We start from the raw sequence: 19,696 nt of genomic DNA on the forward strand, positions 1-19,696 counted from the left end.
TACCAGACAACATAATCAGGTTGTTTTTTGGTATTGCACGGTAATGATTGGTGTCGGCCTTACTTTTATACCAGAATATGTTTTTACACCCTTTATTTTTCCAGATTACTACCGCTCTGGAATCTGGAAAGATATACCCAATGGATTTCGAGTTGCGTCGCGGCGGCAAGGGAACTCATCCCCGGGAGCATAGCTAACTATGTGACCGGGGTGAGTGAGCGCAGCCAACAAAGAGGCAACTTGAAAGACGAAGGGTATAAAGGGTGTATGTCAAAATTAAGGTATCGGCACAGTAATAAATCAGGAAGGTGTCATGTCTGCACAACCAGTAGATATTCAGATTTTTGGGCGGTCATTACGTGTCAATTGTCCACCAGAGCAGATAGAAGCATTGCAGGCTGCTGCGGATGAACTTGATCAGCGTTTGCATAACCTCAAAGAACGCACCAGAGTGACTAACACTGAGCAACTGGTTTTTATTGTGGCGCTGAATATCTGTCACGAGTTGGCACAGGAAAAAATGAAAACCCGTGATTACGCCTATAATATGGAACAAAAAATTAAAATGCTTCAGCAGACGATTGAGCAGGCACTGTTAGAGCAAGGTAACAAAAGTTAGGGCAAAGTAACAAAAACCCGAAATTAGCCAGCTTTATATCGTCAGTAGACTTATCCTTGTTTAGAAATCAGGCAGTAGTCACGATAGATGAACATAAGCAGTTGCTTTCTCCATTTAGTTCCATACAATAGGCTACATGATATTACTTAAGACTAAATGGGTAGGTTCTGATTGAAGATTCCTGGCTAATTAGTTTAAAGTAATAAAAAATTTCTCTGAGGTGTTCGTGAGCGGGGATGTCCCCTGAGCCGATATTTCATATCTGATAGAATGTGGTGCTCCGTTTCTTGTGAGCATGCTTGGCTAGTCCAAGAAGCCTAATAGGGGCGACACCATGTTCACCTTGAACCAAGGGTTCAAGGGTTACCACCTGCAGCGGCATCTTGGAGAACCCTATCTATCTGTTTTGTATCCTTTTCTGCACTACTTTAATAGGCAGGTACTATGCAATCAGATTCCTTTTTCTCTCTTCGAAAAAGCATCAGACAAGACATTCGTCAACTACGTAAAAACCTCTCCCCTGAACAACAATTGCGATTCGCCCTACAGGCAGCTGAGCGGGTTATGGAACACCCTAAAATCCTGCAAGCAAAAAAAATTGCCCTGTATCTCTCTTTTGATGGTGAACTAGATACACGCCCGTTGATTCAGCAACTCTGGCAACAAAATAAACAGGTCTATTTGCCTGTATTACACCCTTTCAGTCGGAATCATTTGCTGTTTCTTCGTTATCAGCCTGACACTCCTCTCATCCGGAATCAATTCAGGATAGAAGAACCGCCACTGGATATCCGGCAGGTTTTACCTGTTTCTGAGCTGGATATTATGTTTATTCCGCTCGTTGCTTTTGATCGTAGCGGGCAGCGCTTAGGGATGGGCGGAGGTTTCTACGACAGAACACTTGCCAAATGGCAACAGCAAAAATTTTATCCGATTGGGTTAGCACATAATTTTCAATTGGTTGACTCATTACCCAGCGCAAGTTGGGATATTCCTTTACCCGAAATAATTACTCCAGAAAAAACATGGCGCTGGGTATAACCGCTGAAAATTATTTATACTTAAATTTCAATGCATAAGGGCTATTATTATAGCCCTTATATCATTTAAGTTAGTAAAGCATACGAGAGCGAATAGTACCAGGCAAAGCTTTTAGCTGTTGCAGGACTAATTCCGCCTGAGCCGGATTTTGCGTCATAATATCGATAACAACATAACCCATATCGCCTTCAGTACGCAGATATTGTGCCTCGATATTGATTTCCTGATCGGTGAAAACCTGGTTAATGCTGGTTAAGATACCCGGGCGATTTTCGTGGATATGCAGTAATCGATTGGTATCCTTCGCATGCAGAGGCAATGAAACTTCCGGGAAGTTTACTGCGGATAATGTAGAACCATTATCAGAATATTTAACCAGTTTACCTGCAACTTCATAACCGATGTTCTGTTGTGCTTCTTGTGTAGAACCACCGATATGAGGCGTCAGCAATACGTTGTCAAATTTGATTAGCGGTGAGACAAAAGGCTCGCTGTTTGTTGCCGGCTCTTCAGGGAAAACATCAATCGCAGCACCAGAAAGGTGCCCGATTTCCAGCGCTTCAGTCAGTGCAGGAATATCAATCACCGTGCCACGTGATGCATTGATCAAAATCGAGCCCGGTTTCATCAGCTCTAATTCTGCTGCACCAATCATGTTTTTGGTTGAATGAGTTTCAGGAACATGCAGACTGATAACATCACTCATGTTTAGCAATTCAGATAAGTGATGAACCTGCTGAGCGTTGCCCAGTGGTAGTTTGTGTTCCAAATCATAGAAATAAACATTAAGGCCGATACTTTCAGCCAGAACACTTAGCTGTGAGCCGATATGACCGTAACCAATAATGCCCAGTTTTTTACCACGTGCTTCATAGCAGCCCGCAGCCTGTTTATTCCATATACCTTTATGGGCCTTTGCATTAGCTTCAGGAACCCGGCGTAACAGCAGCAACAGCTGCCCTAATACCATTTCAGCCACTGAGCGTGTATTAGAGAATGGGGCGTTGAATACGGGAATACCGCGTTTTGCAGCTGCATTCAGATCAACCTGATTAGTACCTATGCAGAAACACCCGACTGCCACCAGCTTTTCCGCCGCCGCAAAAATTTCTTCAGTTAACTGAGTACGGGAACGGATCCCAACAAATTTGGCATCACGGATAGCTTCTTTCAGCTCTTCCGGCTCTAATGCCCCTTTATGATATTCAATATTGCTGTACCCTGCTGCCCGCAGATTGTCGACTGTGCTTTGATGAACACCTTCCAGCAGCAGAAACTTAATTTTTTCCTTTTCTAAAGATACCTTAACCATTTACCCGCCCTAGTTGTACTAACTTTCATAATGCCGATAGATTTCACTAAAATAACAAAAAAAACGTCAACAGCAATATAATCGTTTGCCTGTAAAACAGCATAAGAAACAGTAAAAAAGTTGTTACACAAAGTAAAGGGTTTCGTTACAAGGTAAAATCAGGATTTTGAGGAAGATTTAATCAATAATACAATATATATCTCTAAATTTTATTTTTTGAAAAAGTCAGAAAATTTTTTAAGGGCAGAATATTCTGCCCTTCGCAAGCGGTTACTCTGTAATCGTTTTCACTCCGTTGGAGCTGCCAACCAGCACGACATTCGCGCCACGATTCGCAAACAAGCCTACCGTTACTACTCCTGCAATAGCATTAATTTTATTTTCTAACTCGATAGGATTCAGAATGGCAAGATTGTGAACATCTAAAATAACGTTACCATTATCAGTGATAACATTCTGACGATAAACCGGTGTTCCTCCGAGTCTTACCAGCTCACGGGCAACATAAGAACGAGCCATCGGAATCACTTCCACAGGTAACGGGAATTTACCCAACACGTCAACCTGTTTGGATTCATCAATAATACAAATGAATTTCTTTGCTACCGCAGCAATGATCTTCTCTCTGGTCAGTGCCGCACCACCACCTTTAATCATCTGCATTTGAGCATTAATTTCGTCAGCCCCGTCAACATAAATGTCTAAAGAGTCAACTTCATTACAGTCAAACACAGGGATGCCAAGGCTTTTCAATTTCTCAGTTGATGCTTCCGAGCTGGATACCGCACCTTCGATTTGATCTTTCATTGTTCCCAGAGCATCAATAAAATGAGATGCCGTTGAACCGGTGCCTACTCCCACAACTGTTCCCGGTTTAACATATTCCAGCGCTGCCCAGCCTACCGCTTTTTTCAGTTCATCCTGTGTCATATCAATCACTGCCTATAATCAATTACAAGAAAAATCCAGCTGCCAGTATAAACAATATTTTATCTTACCCTGTGAAAAAATATGGCATAGTGCTACCTAGACCGAAAAATATTTTGGGCACACAATATCATTCTAGAATAAATACCATTCCAGAATAATCGAAGAGTTAATGACAAACGGAGAGCCTGATTTTCAATGAAACGTCCTGATTACCGATCCTTACAGGCGTTAGACGCCGTGATCCGCGAACGCGGCTTCGAACGTGCAGCCCAAAAGCTTTGTATTACTCAATCCGCCGTATCCCAGCGTATCAAGCAATTAGAAAACTTATTTGGTCAACCACTCTTAGTGCGTACTGTTCCGCCCCGTCCTACAGAGCAGGGACAGAAATTGCTGGCGTTATTACATCAGGTGGAATTACTCGAAGCACAATGGCTCGGTGATGAGAATGGCAATGAAACTCCGCTGCTACTTTCTCTTGCGGTCAATGCAGATAGTCTGGCTACCTGGCTTTTACCCGCACTCCATCCGGTGCTTTCTGATTTACCTATCCGGCTCAATATTCAGGTGGAAGATGAAACCCGGACACAGGAAAGCCTGAGACGCGGGGAAGTTGTCGGTGCCATCAGTATTCAGTCACAACCATTGCCAAGCTGTCTGGTGGATAAATTAGGCGCTCTCGATTATCTCTTCGTCGCTTCTCCTAAATTTGCCGATCGCTTTTTCCCTAATGGAGTGACACGCTCTGCATTATTGAAAGCTCCGGCGGTTGCATTTGATCATCTGGATGATATGCATCAGGCCTTTTTACAGCAGTATTTTGATTTATCGCCGGGTAGTGTGCCCTGCCATATCGTTAACTCATCTGAAGCCTTTGTTCAATTAGCAAAACAAGGCACAACATGCTGTATGATCCCTCATTTACAAATTGACAGAGAACTAAAAGCAGGTGAATTAGTTGATTTAACACCCGGGCTATACCAGCGCCGTATGCTTTACTGGCACCGGTTTGCCCCAGAAAGCAGTGCAATGAGAAAAGTCACTGACGCCCTGTTAAAACTTGGGCGCCAGATGTTACGTCAGGAAGATGAGATTAATTAACGCTGTAATTCAAAAACTGCATCAACGTGATCAGAAAACTCTATGCTTTGTGGTTCATAAGTTTCATCTGCTGAATCCCCTGCTGGCGCAGCGGCCATCTGAGTTGTCCTTAATTGCAGTCTATTCATTGGATAAGGTACAGCTTCAGGGGGACGATAAGTGACACTATATACAGCACCTAACTTACTGTTAAAGCCTTTTGCCAGTTCAGTTGCCTGTTGAATCGCATTTGCGATCGCTTTCTGTCTGGCTTCACTACGATATAGCTGAGGATCAGCAACGCTGAATTGCACAGAATTAATTTCATTCAGTCCTGCTTTCAAAGCTCCATCCAGCAACGGATTCAGTTGATCCAATTTATGTACTTTGACTTCAACTGAGCGAGATGCGCTATACCCTATAATGGTTGATTTACCATTTTTCTGATCATATTGATATTCTGGCTGAGTCCGGATATTAGCCGCATTAATATCCTTTTTATCGATACCACTCGCCTTCAAAAAATCAAAATATTTGGCGACACGTGCATCAACTTTATGCTTGGCCTCGGTCGCGCTTTTCTGGCTCACTTTGACATGAATCATCAGAGTTGCCATATCCGGGGCTGCTTTGATTGTTGCACTACCAGAAGTAGATATATGTGGGACAGATGGTAATTCCGCCGCTGAAACTGACATACAGCCTACAGCCAGCATAACAGCAAATATCAGTGAGTTACGTTTCACTAAAACCTCCTTTCGGATATACCCACCCTCTTTCAAGCCACTGTTAACTCGAAACAAACTGGATATACAGCAAATAAATAAGCATTTTGGTCAGACTCTAATAACCTGTAACAATCTAATAGGCTAGAAGATCCCAATAGACAGTAAGACAAGCAATTTTCAGAAACATTAGCACACTATTTATAAAGAATTGTTTAAATTATAAAGAATTGTTTCAGTTAATTAAAAATCTGTAATCCCTGTTTCAATAAATTCCATGCGATGTACCACATTACGCATCCCACAAACAGATTAATGATCCGTTGAGAACGCGGTTGATTAAGGATTGGAGAAAACCACGCGGCGAGTATCGCCAATGCGAAAAACCAACTGATAGAGGCAGTCACTGCACCGATAGTAAACCACGGCCTCAACTCAGCTGATAATCCACCTCCAATGCTACCTAATACAATAAAGGTATCCAGATAAACATGAGGATTCAGCCAGGTGACTGCAAATAATGTCACAATAATCCGCCAGCGGCTTTGAACAACCACATCTTTATTAGAAAGTGTAAAGTTCGCAGATAATGCGACCCGAAAAGCCCCCCATCCATACCATAAGAGGAATGCAACGCCTCCCCATGTCACCGCCTGTAACAGAAAAGTAGATTGCCCAAGTAGAGCACTTCCTCCAAAGATCCCAGCCATAATCAGAATAATGTCACTGATGGCACATAATGCGGCACTCATCAGATGAAATTGTTTTTTACTGCCCTGCTGCATCACAAAAACATTTTGTGGTCCAAGTGGGATGATCATTGCAGCACTTAGAAAAAAGCCCTGAATTAACGTCGAAAACATGCAGAAATTCCTAATAATTATTCAATAAAATAAGGTCTATCTGCATATTAGGCATATACATTCATTAGTAAAAATTAATTATTCTTATTCATCATTAATAAAATTAATAAAGCACTAAGCAGGTAAGCAGTCCGCCTGATTATTTCCTTCCGCGTGTGACAGACGGTTGAAGTACACCATGCTACATATAGCCTTTGATAAGGGGGGATAGAGACATACTCTTCCCCTTCCGGTTTATTTTTATTTGAACATGAACGCAGCTGCCAAGCTAAAAAACATTTTTCATTTTTTATTCTTATTTCAATTACTGAAATGTTTTCTTTTTCTAAATAAAAATAAAGAGCACTCCTATGAAAAATATCACAAAAGTTTCATTACTTAGTCTGCTTATTTCGAATAGCGCTTTTGCCGCAAATTATGTCCTGACCAACGACAATATTAAGATCTCGTTTGAAGAGCCGAAGTCTGTAGTTACGATTCAGGATAAACCGTTCCACCGCCAGATCACATCACAGGAACTCTTTTTTCTAACGCTGCCAAATCAAGATGTGATTCATACCTCTGATTTTAAAATCAAACATATAGAGCAACTGGATAACGCAATTAAGATTGATTATTCTCACAAGGATTTTAACGTCACCGTCGTACTGAGCATGCTGAAAAAGAAATATGCCAGCATTAATTACACTATCGCTGCGGTAGGTAAGCCCAGAGAAATTACTAGCATCACCTTCTTCCCAACTAAGCAGCAATCTCCGACACCTTATATTGATGGAGAAATCAACAGCTCACCAATCATTGCCAACCCATTTGTTATTCTGCCCAAAAAACCTTTTGTGAACACCAATGTCCATGAAGCAAGCAGTAGTCTGAACGTCGAGCTGAAAATGGCTATCCAGCCTAAAATTCCGCTCAGCTACACTATCTTCCTTGGCACCTTTCCGGAAACCAATCAACTACGCCGCAGTGTTAACCAACTGATCAACGCACTGCGTCCACGTCCATATAAACCCTATCTACACTACAATAGCTGGATGGATATAGGCTTTGGCTCCGCTTACACCGAACAAGATGTATTGAAACGGATAGATGAGTGGAATAAAGAATTCATTACCGGGCGTGGTGTGAAACTTGATGCCTTTCTACTGGATGATGGCTGGGATGACCTCACTGGCAGATGGTTGTTTAGCCCGGCCTTCAGCCATTTCGATACCGTTAGAAACAAAGCAGCCAGCCTGCACAGTTCAATAGGTTTGTGGCTTTCCCCGTGGGGCGGCTATGGTGGATCAGGCCAAATCCGCGTCTCGCATGCCAAAGAGTATGGTTTTGAAACAGCTGATGGAAAGCTCGCTCTCTCCGGTCCAAATTATTTCAAAAGCTTTAACGCCCAAGTTCTCAACCTCATCAAAAATGAACACATTACTTCCTTCAAGCTGGACGGTATGGGTAACGCCGATTCGCATATTGAAGGTAGCCCGTTTGCTTCCGATTTCGATGCCTCGATTGCCCTCATTAATAATATGCGAGCGGCTAACAAGGATCTGTTCATCAACCTGACAACCGGTACCACTGCCAGCCCTTCCTGGCTATTCTACGCCGATTCTATCTGGCGTCAGGGTGCTGATATCAATTTAGACGGTAAAGGTTCACCAGCTCAGAAATGGGTCACTTACCGTGATGCAGAAACTTATCGCTCGATTGTGAAAAAGAGTCCGTTATTACCGCTTAATTCATTGATGTACCACGGCATCGTCAGCGCGAAAAGCTCCTATGATGGGCTGGAGAAGGTGCAAACGGATGGCGATTTCGCCGATCAGGTCTGGAGCTACTTCGCCACCGGCTCACAGCTACAGGAGCTATATATCACACCGTCTATGCTGAATAAGGCCAAATGGGATACGCTGGCGAAAGCGGCTAAGTGGTCACAGAGTAATTCAGATGTACTGATAGATAGCCATTGGATAGGCGGCGATCCTCATGCACTGAAAGTTTACGGCTGGGCATCATGGAATAAACGTAAAGCAATTCTCGGTCTTCGCAATCCGTCAGATAAAGCACAAACATATTACCTGGATATGGCAAAAGATTTTGAAATTCCGCGAGGAGAAACCTCGCATTTCAGACTAATCCCCGTATACGGCAATAACGCCACTGTACCGGAAAACTATACCAAAGCTGTCACCGTGACACTAAAACCGCTGGAAATGCTTGTATTTGAAGCCGTACCTATGAAGTAAACAACACCGACTTCTCTGATTAAAAATTTAAATGCCGTTTAAGCAAACTCTGACTTGGTGTGAGTGTATCTATTCCTCACACCAAGTATTTCTCACATCAATTCTTTCTTACATCAAAAGTTTTGGTTAATTGTCTGTGTTCTTCTGCAAAGCAATCTGCTGCTGATGAAGATAAACATCCATTTGTGGGAAAGGAATACCAATCTTATGTTTATCTAAAGCTCGCTTGAAGTTTTCCATCAGATCCCAATAAACACTCCAGGCATCACCATTGGTTGTCCATACACGTACAATAAAATTAAGTGATGAAGGTGCCATTTCATGCAACCGAATAGTTACACCTTTGTCATGCTGAATACGGTTATCCGCTTGAATAACATCACCCAATACTTTCTTAACTTCATCAATATCTGCGTCATATGCCACACCGACCATAATCTGAGTACGGCGGTTTGGTTCACGGCTGGTATTGATTATATTATTTGTAATAATCTTTCCATTAGGGATAACAATGATACGATCATCTGCTGTACGTAATGTTGTAGAGAAAATCTGTACCTGTACAACAGTCCCTTCCACTGACCCAATGATGACATACTCACCAACACGAAGCGGGCGGAAAATAACCAGCAGCACACCTGCCGCAAAATTTGATAATGAACCCTGTAATGCCAGACCAACAGCTAAACCGGCAGCACCAATAACCGCAATTACAGATGCAGTCTGGATCCCTAACCTTCCGAGAACGGCAATGATAGTAAACGCGATAATGGCATAACGAATTATGGCTGATAAAAAGTCAGAAATAGTCGTATCAACACCACGTAACGACATAACGCGTTTCACTGCCTTGCATGCCAGCTTGGCAATAGACAGACCGACGATCAGAATTAAAATGGCAAATACGATATTCATTGCATACTGGATCAGTATTTCTTGATTATTGACCAGCCAATGTGTTGCTTTATCTATCTCACCGGACAGATTGATCTCTTCCATAAAAGCCTACCTTTTTTTGTTGGAACCTATCTACATGAACACGAAAGCGATGGAATAGAAATTATGGCAGAAAGCGGCCATGGATTGAACATAACCACTTACCCTTTATTTTTTTGCAAAACAAAGTCTCTATAATTTGCCAGCATATCGATAAAATCATCTGTACCGCAAAATGCCAGACTTTCGTTATCGTAGTAACTCATACCCTCTTCCATCTCTTCAGTATCAAACTGGAGTTGATTGGCTCTTATCATGATTTCTTCTTCATTCATTAACAGTGTGTATTCATGACCATTCAACTGCCACTGGCGTGCACTGCCTTTTATTTCTATCAACGCTGAGGTTATTTTATCTAATATGCTCAAATCGTCTTTCACCTCCTCATTAAGCCAATGACCAATAGCTTCATGATCCATTGAAAAACGCGTTGTAACCTGACCAGTGATATCCTGCATAAATTCATATTCCATCACATACCTCCACATTTTACTTATCTCAATCACATCCGGATTTTAAACATTTCCGATGCTCCCACCTCAGAGCCAGCCCACAAACTGACACAAAATCTGCCACAAAAATCAGGCACAAAAAAGGGAGGCATCCGCCTCCCTTATTCATTCAACAATATACTTTTTTACACGGCAGTTTGAAAGATAACATCATCCGCTTTTTCAGTATACTCGTTCAATTGATCAAAATTGAGGTAGCGGTATGTATCTGCAGCAGTCTCATCAACTTTCTCCATGAATTGCAGATACTCTTCAGGCGTTGGCAGACGACCCAGTAATGAAGCAACAGCCGCCAGTTCCGCAGAAGCAAGATAAACATTAGCTCCTGCACCTAAACGGTTCGGGAAGTTACGTGTGGAAGTAGAAACCACCGTAGCACCATCAGCAACCCGAGCCTGGTTACCCATACACAATGAACAGCCAGGAATTTCGATACGCGCCCCACTCTTACCAAAGACACTGTAATAGCCTTCTTCAGTTAGCTGAGCCGCATCCATTTTAGTTGGCGGAGCAACCCACAGACGAGTTGGTAACTGGCCTTTATGCTGATCGAGTAACTTACCGGCAGCACGGAAGTGACCAATGTTTGTCATGCAGGAGCCGATAAACACTTCATCGATTTTGCTGTTAGCAACATCTGATAACAGGCGAGCATCATCCGGATCATTGGGGGCGCACAAAATAGGCTCTTTGATCTCAGCCAGATCAATCTCAATCACTGCGGCATATTCTGCATCTGTATCCGCCTCGAGTAACTGAGGATCTTTCAGCCAGTTTTCCATACCAATAATACGGCGTTCCAGCGTCCGGCGATCGCCGTAACCTTCTGCAATCATCCATTTCAACAGAACAATGTTGGATTGCAGGTATTCAATAATCGGTGATTTATCCAGTTTTATCGTACAGCCCGCCGCAGAACGTTCGGCAGATGCATCTGCCAGTTCAAATGCCTGCTCAACTTTGAGTTCTGGCAAACCTTCAATTTCCAGAATACGGCCAGAGAAAATATTTTTCTTACCTTTTTTCTCTACGGTTAATAAACCTTGCTGAATCGCATAGTAAGGAATGGCATGAACCAGATCACGCAAAGTGATACCCGGTTGCATTTTCCCTTTAAAACGCACTAATACAGATTCCGGCATGTCCAACGGCATAACTCCCGTTGCCGCTGCAAATGCGACCAAACCAGAACCCGCAGGGAAAGAAATACCAATAGGGAAACGGGTGTGGGAGTCACCGCCTGTACCTACGGTATCCGGCAGTAACATACGGTTCAGCCATGAGTGGATAATACCATCACCCGGGCGCAGAGATACGCCGCCACGGTTCATGATGAAATCAGGTAATGTATGATGGGTCGTCACATCAACAGGTTTTGGATAAGCCGCAGTATGGCAGAATGACTGCATAACCAGATCCGCGGAGAAACCCAGACAGGCCAAATCTTTTAACTCATCACGGGTCATTGGCCCGGTTGTATCCTGCGAACCAACAGAAGTCATCTTCGGTTCACAATATTCTCCCGGACGGATCCCGGTAGTACCACAGGCACGGCCAACCATTTTCTGTGCCAGTGTGAAACCCCGGTTACTTTTCTCAACAGTTTTTGCCTGACGGAAAACCTCACTGTATGGCAACCCTAAAGATTCGCGGGCTTTGGTTGTCAGGCCACGGCCAATAATTAATGGAATTCGGCCTCCGGCACGTACTTCATCAATCAGTACATCTGTTTTCAGTTCAAAAGTTGACAGTACTTCATTGGTATCATGAAGACGGATCTCACCTTTATATGGGTAGATATCAATCACATCTCCCATATTCAGTCGGGATACATCAACCTCAACCGGCAATGCGCCAGCATCTTCCATTGTGTTGAAGAAGATTGGCGCAATTTTTCCACCCAATACAACACCGCCGCCACGTTTATTCGGCACAAACGGGATATCTTCACCCATAAACCACAAAACGGAGTTTGTAGCAGATTTACGGGAAGAACCAGTTCCCACAACATCCCCTACATAGACCAGAGGATGACCTTTTTCATTGAGTGTTTCAATTTGCTTAATTGGGCCAACAACACCAGCCTGATCAGGCACGATCCCTTCACGGGCATTTTTCAGCATGGCTAACGCATGTAATGGAATATCAGGACGTGACCACGCATCTGGTGCAGGGGAAAGGTCATCTGTATTAGTTTCACCAGTGACTTTGAAGACCGTAACAGTAATTTTTTCAGCCAGTGCCGGGCGTTGCAGGAACCATTCTGCATCTGCCCATGACTGGATAATTTGTTTGGCATGTGGATTACCTGCTTTCGCTTTTTCTTCCACATCATAGAAACTGTCGAACATCAGCAACGTGTGAGACAGGGCCTTAGCGGCAATGGGTGCCAGTTTTTCATCATCGAGAGCGTCAATCAGAGCATGGATATTGTACCCACCCTGCATGGTTCCCAATAATTCAATCGCTTTTTCCGGTGTAATAAGTGGTGAAGTCGTTTCACTCTTCGAGATTGCAGCAAGAAAACCCGCTTTTACATAAGCGGCTTCATCAACACCGGGGGGAACACGGTTAGTCAACAGATCTAGCAGGAAATCTTCTTCACCTTGAGGTGGGTTCTTCAGTAATTCGACCAGCGCGGCTGCTTGAGCTGCGTCTAATGGTTTAGGGACGATGCCTTGCTCTGCACGTTCGGCTACGTGCCTGCGGTATTCTTCTAGCACGACTAACTCCTCGCTCTCATTGTCTTTTATATGCCCGGCTGTCTGCACCCGGTAACGATCACCATGAAATGACCATCAGGGATGCCAGGTCAGAGGATTTGCTCACATAACATCAAAATTATGCCGAGCTTCGGGCAATTAGCATACCAAAATTTGAATGGCATGTTAATTCATTCACATAAAATCAACATTGGAGTGCAGTAAAGTTCTGGATAGAGGTGCATAAAGTGTGTATTTAAGATTTAAATACTATTTGTTGATGTTTTGTCCTGAAAACCTCTTATCTCTATTTATATTTATGAAAATAATTAGATGAGGAAAACAGCAGACTCTCCATGCAAGAGCCAATTAACGAAAAAATAAAACAAACGGCTTCTACAATAGAAGCCGCCTATATTCACTGCAAAAATAACGCAAAATCTAATGCATTATTTCTTTTTCTTTGCCTTAGGGTTTGGCAAGTCAGTGATGCTGCCTTCGTACATTTCAGCAGCCATACCGATTGATTCGTACAGAGTCGGGTGAGCGTGAACAGTCAGAGCGATATCTTCTGCATCACAACCCATCTCGATAGCCAGACCGATTTCACCCAGCAGTTCGCCGCCGTTAGTACCAACAATAGCACCACCGATAATACGGTTGCTTTCTTTATCGAAAATCAGTTTAGTCATACCATCTGAACAATCAGATGCGATTGCACGACCGGAAGCTGCCCATGGGAAAGTTGCAGTTTCGTAACTGATGCCTTTCTCTTTCGCTTCTTTCTCAGTCAGACCAACCCATGCAACTTCTGGCTCGGTGTAAGCAATGGATGGGATCACTTTTGGATCGAAGTAATGTTTCTTACCGGAGATAACTTCGGCAGCAACATGGCCTTCATGAACACCTTTGTGTGCCAGCATTGGCTGACCAACGATATCACCGATAGCGAAGATATGAGGTACGTTAGTACGCATTTGCTTATCAACATTGATAAAGCCACGCTCATCAACAGCAACACCTGCCTGACCAGCATCGATCAGTTTACCGTTTGGTACACGGCCGATAGCAACCAGAACTGCGTCATAACGCTGAGGTTCTGCCGGTGCTTTTTTACCTTCCATTGTTACGTAGATACCATCTTCTTTGGCTTCTACAGCAGTCACTTTGGTTTCCAGCATCAGATTGAATTTCTTGCTGATACGCTTAGTGAATACTTTAACAACGTCTTTGTCCGCAGCAGGGATAACCTGATCGAACATTTCAACCACGTCAATCTGAGAACCCAGAGCGTGATAAACAGTGCCCATTTCCAGACCGATGATACCGCCGCCCATAACCAGCATGCGTTCCGGAACTGTTTTCAGCTCCAGCGCATCAGTAGAATCCCATACGCGAGGGTCATCATGCGGAATGAATGGCAGCTGAATTGGGCGTGAACCCGCTGCAATAATGGCATTATCAAAATTAATCGTTGTTGCGCCATTCTCGCCTTCAACTACCAGAGTGTTAGCACCTGTGAATTTACCAACACCGTTAACAACGTTAACTTTACGGCCCTTAGCCATGCCACCCAGACCACCTGTCAACTGGGAAATAACTTTTTCTTTCCAGAGACGGATTTTATCGATATCAGTTTGTGGCTCACCAAACACGATACCGTGTTGTGCCAGCGCTTTTGCTTCTTCAATTACTTTAGCAACGTGAAGCAATGCTTTAGATGGGATACAACCAACGTTAAGACAAACACCACCCAGAGTAGAGTAGCGCTCAACCAGAACGGTATCCAAACCTAAGTCTGCACAACGAAAAGCAGCAGAATACCCTGCTGGGCCTGCTCCAAGCACCACTACCTGGGCTTTAATTTCAGTACTCATCATGACCTCTTAATTGTTTGTCCGGCGGGTCAGACGAAAAAAAACCATATTCCACCGGGACGTACACACCGCGAGCAGTTTACAGAATTGTAAATAACCTGAAAAGCGCGTTAACGTGACGGAAATCTCAACCTGTCAGATACAAGTATAAAATTTCCATCACTGTCGTAATTATTAGGCCGGCTATTCACCGGCCTTTGCATTACATCACCAGACGGCGAATGTCGCTCATCAACTGATTAATATAAGTGATGAAACGAGCACCATCAGCTCCATCGATCACACGGTGGTCGAAAGACAGAGACATTGGCAGGATCAGACGAGGAACGAATTCCTTGCCATTCCAGACCGGCTTCATAGAAGAACGGGACAGACCCATAATAGCCACTTCTGGCGCGTTCACGATTGGTGCAAAGCCGGTTGTACCGATACCACCCAGGCTGGAGATGGTGAAGCAGCCGCCCTGCATGTCGGAAGCAGTCAGCTTACCAGCACGAGCTTTCTTGGAAACTTCAGCCAGTTCTCTTGACAGTTCCATGATGCCTTTTTTGTTAACATCTTTGAATACAGGAACAACCAGACCGTTAGGCGTATCAACCGCAATACCGATGTTGACGTATTTTTTCAGGATCAGCTTTTGGCCATCTTCAGAGATAGAGCTGTTAAAGCGAGGCATTGCTTCCAGTGCTTTTGCAGCCGCTTTCATGACGAATACCAGCGGAGTGATTTTCACGCCCAGCTGTTTCTTCTCTGCTTCTTTGTTCTGCTGTTTACGGAATTCTTCAACTTCAGTGATATCCGCTTCATCGAACAGGTTAACATGAGGGATCATTACCCAGTTACGGCTCAGGTTTGCACCGGAGATTTTCTGGATACGGCTCATTTCAACTTCTTCGATTTCACCAAACTTGCTGAAATCAACTTTCGGCCAAGGCAGCATACCAGGCAAGCCACCACCCGCAGCCGCAGGTGCAGCTTCAGCACGCTTGATCGCATCTTTCACGTAAGCCTGAACGTCTTCGCGCAGGATACGACCTTTACGACCAGTACCTTTAACTTTAGCCAGGTTTACACCGAATTCACGAGCCAGACGGCGAATAACCGGAGTTGCATGAACGTAGGCGTCATTTTCTGCAAACTCATTTTTGCCTTCTGCTGGCTTAGCCGCAGCCGGAGCTGGTGCTGCTTTCGCAGGTGCAGCCGCAGGAGCCGGAGCCGCTGCAGGTGCTGCCACAGGTGCTGCGCCTGCAACTTCAAATACCATGATCAGAGAGCCAGTTTTTACTTTATCGCCAACCGCGATTTTGATCTCTTTCACAGTACCTGCGAATGGCGCAGGCACTTCCATGGAAGCCTTGTCACCTTCAACAGTGATCAGTGACTGCTCTTCAGCAATGGTGTCACCCACTTTTACCATGATTTCGGTAACTTCAACTTCATCACCACCGATATCCGGTACATTAACTTCTTTTGCCGCAGATGCCGCAGGCGCTGCTTCTGGAGCTGGCGCTGCACCAGAACCTGCAACTTCAAATACCATGATCAGAGAACCAGTTTTTACTTTATCGCCAACCGCGATTTTGATCTCTTTCACAGTACCTGAGAATGGCGCAGGCACTTCCATGGAAGCCTTGTCACCTTCAACAGTCAGCAGAGATTGCTCTTCAGTGATGGTATCACCGACTTTTACCATGATTTCGGTAACTTCAACTTCATCACCACCGATATCCGGTACAGCAACTTCTTTGCTTTCAGCTGCAACAGGCGCTGCTGTCGGAGCCGCTTCCTGCTGTACAGGTGCTGCTTCTGCTGCACCAGTTGCGGATTCAAAGATCATAATCAGTTTGCCAGTTTCAACTTTGTCACCAACTGTAACTTTGATCTCTTTAACCACACCCGCCTGTGGAGAAGGAACTTCCATAGAAGCCTTGTCACCTTCAACAGTGATCAGTGACTGTTCTACTTCTACTGTGTCACCAACTTTCACCAGAATCTCGGTAACTTCAACTTCATCTGCACCAATATCAGGCACGTTAATTTCGATAGACATTAATCTTTACCTCTTATGCCAGACGTGGGTTAACTTTTTCTGGGTTGATGCTGTATTTTTTGATGGCTTCTTCAACCACTTTCACATCAACTTCGCCACGTTTAGCCAATTCACCCAGAGCAGCAACAACCACGTAAGAAGCATCAACTTCAAAGTGGTGACGCAGGTTTTCACGGCTGTCAGAACGACCGAAGCCGTCAGTACCCAGTACGCGGAATTCGCTTGCTGGTACAAAGTTACGAACCTGCTCAGCAAACAGCTTCATGTAATCGGTAGAAGCAACTGCTGGTGCTTCGTTCATGATCTGAGCGATATAAGGAACGCGTGGTTCTTCTGATGGGTGCAGCATGTTCCAACGCTCACAATCCTGACCATCACGAGCCAGTTCAGTGAATGAAGTTACGCTATAAACGTCAGAAGCAACACCGTACTCGTCAGACAGGATCTTAGCTGCTTCACGAACGTGACGCAGGATAGAACCAGAGCCCAGCAACTGAACTTTACCTTTCGCGCCTTCCATGCTTTCCAGTTTATAGATACCTTTACGGATACCTTCTTCAGCACCTTCTGGCATTGCTGGCATGTGGTAGTTTTCGTTCAGAGTGGTGAGGTAGTAGTAGATGTTCTCTTGTTTCTCACCATACATACGATCCAGACCGTCATGCATGATAACAGCCACTTCATAAGCGAACGCTGGATCATAAGAGATACAGTTAGGAATAGTCAGAGACTGAATATGGCTGTGACCATCTTCGTGTTGCAGGCCTTCACCGTTCAGAGTCGTACGACCGGAAGTACCACCAACCAGGAAGCCACGAGCCTGCTGATCGCCAGCAGCCCAGCACAGATCACCGATACGCTGGAATCCGAACATGGAGTAATAGATGTAGAACGGGATCATCGGCAGGTTATTGGTGCTGTAAGAAGTTGCAGCCGCCAACCAAGATGATGCAGCACCCAGTTCGTTGATACCTTCCTGCAGGATCTGACCTTTCGCGTCTTCTTTATAGTATGCAACCTGCTCACGGTCCTGCGGAGTATACTGCTGACCATTCGGGCTGTAGATACCAATCTGACGGAACAGACCTTCCATACCGAAAGTACGTGCTTCGTCAGCAATGATTGGAACCAGACGATCTTTGATAGACTTGTTCTTCAGCATTACGTTCAGGGCACGAACGAAAGCGATAGTGGTAGAAATTTCTTTGGATTGTTCTTCCAGCAGAGAGTTGAACTCTTCCAGTGCTGGGATTTCCAGTTTGTCGTCGAAGTTAACACGACGGCTTGGCAGGTAACCACCCAGTGCATTACGACGCTCATGCAGATATTTGGCTTCTTCTGAGTCTTTGTCGAAAGTCACGTATTGCAGGTTTTCAACTTGCTCATCAGATGCAGGCACATTGAAACGATCACGGAACTGGCGAACGCCTTCCATGTTCATTTTCTTAACCTGGTGAGCAATGTTTTTACCTTCAGCGGTATCACCCATGCCGTAACCTTTAACGGTCTGAGCCAGGATTACAGTTGGTTGGCCTTTAGTTTCCTGCGCTTTATTCAGTGCAGCGTAAACTTTCTTAGGATCATGACCACCACGGTTCAGAGCCCAAATCTCGTCATCAGTCATATCTTTGACCAATTCCGCAGTTTCTGGGTAACGACCGAAGAAGTGTTTACGGACATAAGCACCATCTTTAGACTTGAATGTCTGATAGTCACCGTCCAGAGTTTCGTTCATCAGCTGAACCAGTTTACCGCTGGTATCTTTACGCAGCAGTGCATCCCAACGCTCGCCCCACAGGACTTTCAGTACCTGCCAGCCAGCGCCTGCAAAGATGCCTTCCAGTTCATTAACAATTTTACCGTTACCAGTTACTGGGCCATCCAGACGCTGTAAGTTACAGTTGATGATGAATACCAGGTTGTCCAGTTTTTCACGGGTTGCGATAGTGATCGCACCTTTGGATTCTGGCTCATCCATCTCACCGTCGCCCAGGAATGCATAAACGGTTTGTTTAGACGTATCTTTCAGACCACGGTTTTCCAGATACTTCAGGAATTTAGCCTGATAAATTGCAGAGATTGGGCCCAGACCCATTGAAACAGTCGGGAACTGCCAGAAGTCAGGCATCAGTTTAGGATGCGGATAAGAAGACAGACCGTTACCGCCGATTTCCTGACGGAAGTTGTTCATCTGCTCTTCAGTCAGACGACCTTCAAGGAATGCACGAGCATAAACGCCCGGAGAAATATGGCCCTGGAAGTAAACCAAGTCGCCGCCATCATTATCATTACGAGCGCGGAAGAAATGGTTAAAGCAAACTTCATAAACAGTAGCGGAAGACTGAAATGAAGCCATGTGACCACCCAGCTCCAAATCTTTCTTGGATGCACGCAGAACAGTCATGATGGCATTCCAGCGAATTGCGGAACGAATACGGCGCTCCAAATCCAGATTACCAGGGTAAGCCGGCTCATCCTCAACCGGAATAGTGTTGATGTAATCACGGCTTGCAGTACCAGCTGCTACACTAACACCACCTTTACGTGCTTCGTTCAAAACCTGATCAATCAGGAATTGAGCGCGTTCAACACCTTCTTCACGGATGACCGATTCGATCGCCTGTAACCAGTCGCGAGTTTCGATCGGATCCACGTCATTTTTCAAAATATCTGACATGGTGTGTTCCTTATCTGTTATCTATTTCTAATGGTTGTTTTGGAGCCTATCTTCTGGTCATACCCTTTGACATTC

14 protein-coding genes and 1 other RNA gene are annotated in these 19,696 nt (G+C 44.5%); 5 read left to right on the top strand and 10 right to left on the bottom strand.

Translation table 11 applies throughout. The features are described from left to right. The first annotated feature begins 313 nt into the window (after positions 1–313). From zapA to AACS90_RS21050, 3 genes are all read left to right on the top strand, one after another. Positions 314–619 carry a cell division protein ZapA gene (gene zapA / locus AACS90_RS21040; protein WP_086955933.1) on the top strand — a complete coding sequence of 102 codons (306 nt, stop codon included), beginning with the start codon at positions 314–316 and terminating at the stop codon, positions 617–619. Positions 620–828: 209 nt separating this feature from the next. Then, a non-coding RNA gene (gene ssrS, locus AACS90_RS21045) (6S RNA) lies at positions 829–1,013 on the top strand. 50 nt (positions 1,014–1,063) lie between these two features. Further along, on the top strand, positions 1,064–1,660 hold the full coding sequence (locus AACS90_RS21050) for a 5-formyltetrahydrofolate cyclo-ligase (RefSeq protein WP_099121370.1): 597 nt from the start codon (positions 1,064–1,066) through the stop codon (positions 1,658–1,660). 70 nt (positions 1,661–1,730) lie between these two features. Here the strand turns inward: AACS90_RS21050 and serA are convergent, their stop codons facing one another. Both serA and rpiA read right to left on the bottom strand, forming a co-directional pair. After that, positions 1,731–2,972, bottom strand: a complete 1,242-nt coding sequence (serA, locus tag AACS90_RS21055) for a phosphoglycerate dehydrogenase (RefSeq protein ID WP_099111390.1) — start codon at positions 2,970–2,972, stop codon at positions 1,731–1,733. A gap of 270 nt (positions 2,973–3,242) precedes the next feature. Further along, positions 3,243–3,902, bottom strand: coding sequence for a ribose-5-phosphate isomerase RpiA (gene rpiA, locus AACS90_RS21060; RefSeq protein WP_099121371.1), 660 nt, complete (start codon positions 3,900–3,902; stop codon positions 3,243–3,245). Between the two features lie 195 nt (positions 3,903–4,097). On the opposite strand from rpiA, the gene AACS90_RS21065 reads away from it, so the two are divergent. Continuing rightward, positions 4,098–5,003, top strand: coding sequence for a LysR family transcriptional regulator ArgP (locus tag AACS90_RS21065; protein ID WP_099121372.1), 906 nt, complete (start codon positions 4,098–4,100; stop codon positions 5,001–5,003). Here the strand turns inward: AACS90_RS21065 and AACS90_RS21070 are convergent. Continuing rightward, complete coding sequence (locus AACS90_RS21070) at positions 5,000–5,728, bottom strand: oxidative stress defense protein (protein WP_099121373.1); 729 nt, start codon at positions 5,726–5,728, stop codon at positions 5,000–5,002. The two genes, AACS90_RS21065 and AACS90_RS21070, sit on opposite strands and share 4 nt — an antisense overlap. Before the next feature lie 218 nt (positions 5,729–5,946). Next, positions 5,947–6,570 carry an arginine exporter ArgO gene (gene argO, locus AACS90_RS21075; protein ID WP_099121374.1) on the bottom strand — a complete coding sequence of 208 codons (624 nt, stop codon included), beginning with the start codon at positions 6,568–6,570 and terminating at the stop codon, positions 5,947–5,949. A gap of 350 nt (positions 6,571–6,920) precedes the next feature. On the opposite strand from argO, the gene AACS90_RS21080 reads away from it, so the two are divergent. Further along, positions 6,921–8,807 (top strand): enterotoxin, encoded by a 1,887-nt coding sequence (locus tag AACS90_RS21080; protein WP_099121375.1) that lies wholly within the window; start codon positions 6,921–6,923, stop codon positions 8,805–8,807. Positions 8,808–8,933: 126 nt separating this feature from the next. Here the strand turns inward: AACS90_RS21080 and mscS are convergent, their stop codons facing one another. The 6 genes from mscS to aceE all read right to left on the bottom strand — a co-directional run bounded on the left by mscS (position 8,934) and on the right by aceE (position 19,621). Beyond that, positions 8,934–9,806 (bottom strand): small-conductance mechanosensitive channel MscS, encoded by an 873-nt coding sequence (gene mscS, locus AACS90_RS21085; RefSeq protein ID WP_099121376.1) that lies wholly within the window; start codon positions 9,804–9,806, stop codon positions 8,934–8,936. A 98-nt stretch (positions 9,807–9,904) separates the two neighbouring features. Continuing rightward, on the bottom strand, positions 9,905–10,276 hold the full coding sequence (locus tag AACS90_RS21090; RefSeq protein WP_099121377.1) for a YacL family protein: 372 nt from the start codon (positions 10,274–10,276) through the stop codon (positions 9,905–9,907). 164 nt (positions 10,277–10,440) lie between these two features. Continuing rightward, positions 10,441–13,038 carry a bifunctional aconitate hydratase 2/2-methylisocitrate dehydratase gene (acnB, locus tag AACS90_RS21095; protein WP_099121378.1) on the bottom strand — a complete coding sequence of 866 codons (2,598 nt, stop codon included), beginning with the start codon at positions 13,036–13,038 and terminating at the stop codon, positions 10,441–10,443. A 428-nt stretch (positions 13,039–13,466) separates the two neighbouring features. Further along, positions 13,467–14,894 carry a dihydrolipoyl dehydrogenase gene (lpdA, locus tag AACS90_RS21100; protein ID WP_099121379.1) on the bottom strand — a complete coding sequence of 476 codons (1,428 nt, stop codon included), beginning with the start codon at positions 14,892–14,894 and terminating at the stop codon, positions 13,467–13,469. A 202-nt stretch (positions 14,895–15,096) separates the two neighbouring features. After that, the gene (gene aceF / locus AACS90_RS21105) at positions 15,097–16,944 is read right to left on the bottom strand and encodes a pyruvate dehydrogenase complex dihydrolipoyllysine-residue acetyltransferase (protein ID WP_099121380.1); all 1,848 of its coding nucleotides are present in this window, start codon (positions 16,942–16,944) and stop codon (positions 15,097–15,099) included. Between the two features lie 13 nt (positions 16,945–16,957). Beyond that, on the bottom strand, positions 16,958–19,621 hold the full coding sequence (gene aceE, locus AACS90_RS21110) for a pyruvate dehydrogenase (acetyl-transferring), homodimeric type (protein ID WP_099121381.1): 2,664 nt from the start codon (positions 19,619–19,621) through the stop codon (positions 16,958–16,960). Positions 19,622–19,696 lie beyond the last annotated feature (75 nt).

Origin of the sequence: Xenorhabdus sp. KK7.4 (assembly GCF_963876465.1) — a bacterium.
In the GTDB taxonomy this organism is placed as follows: Bacteria; Pseudomonadota; Gammaproteobacteria; order Enterobacterales; family Enterobacteriaceae; genus Xenorhabdus; species Xenorhabdus stockiae.

Coding starts and splice junctions, on each gene's coding strand:
- zapA (WP_086955933.1), top strand. CDS start 314: ATGTCTGCACAACCAGTAGATATTCAGATTTTTGGGCGGTCATTACGT.
- AACS90_RS21050 (WP_099121370.1), top strand. CDS start 1,064: ATGCAATCAGATTCCTTTTTCTCTCTTCGAAAAAGCATCAGACAAGAC.
- serA (WP_099111390.1), bottom strand. CDS start 2,972: ATGGTTAAGGTATCTTTAGAAAAGGAAAAAATTAAGTTTCTGCTGCTG.
- rpiA (WP_099121371.1), bottom strand. CDS start 3,902: ATGACACAGGATGAACTGAAAAAAGCGGTAGGCTGGGCAGCGCTGGAA.
- AACS90_RS21065 (WP_099121372.1), top strand. CDS start 4,098: ATGAAACGTCCTGATTACCGATCCTTACAGGCGTTAGACGCCGTGATC.
- argO (WP_099121374.1), bottom strand. CDS start 6,570: ATGTTTTCGACGTTAATTCAGGGCTTTTTTCTAAGTGCTGCAATGATC.
- AACS90_RS21080 (WP_099121375.1), top strand. CDS start 6,921: ATGAAAAATATCACAAAAGTTTCATTACTTAGTCTGCTTATTTCGAAT.
- mscS (WP_099121376.1), bottom strand. CDS start 9,806: ATGGAAGAGATCAATCTGTCCGGTGAGATAGATAAAGCAACACATTGG.
- AACS90_RS21090 (WP_099121377.1), bottom strand. CDS start 10,276: ATGGAATATGAATTTATGCAGGATATCACTGGTCAGGTTACAACGCGT.
- lpdA (WP_099121379.1), bottom strand. CDS start 14,894: ATGAGTACTGAAATTAAAGCCCAGGTAGTGGTGCTTGGAGCAGGCCCA.
- aceF (WP_099121380.1), bottom strand. CDS start 16,944: ATGTCTATCGAAATTAACGTGCCTGATATTGGTGCAGATGAAGTTGAA.
- aceE (WP_099121381.1), bottom strand. CDS start 19,621: ATGTCAGATATTTTGAAAAATGACGTGGATCCGATCGAAACTCGCGAC.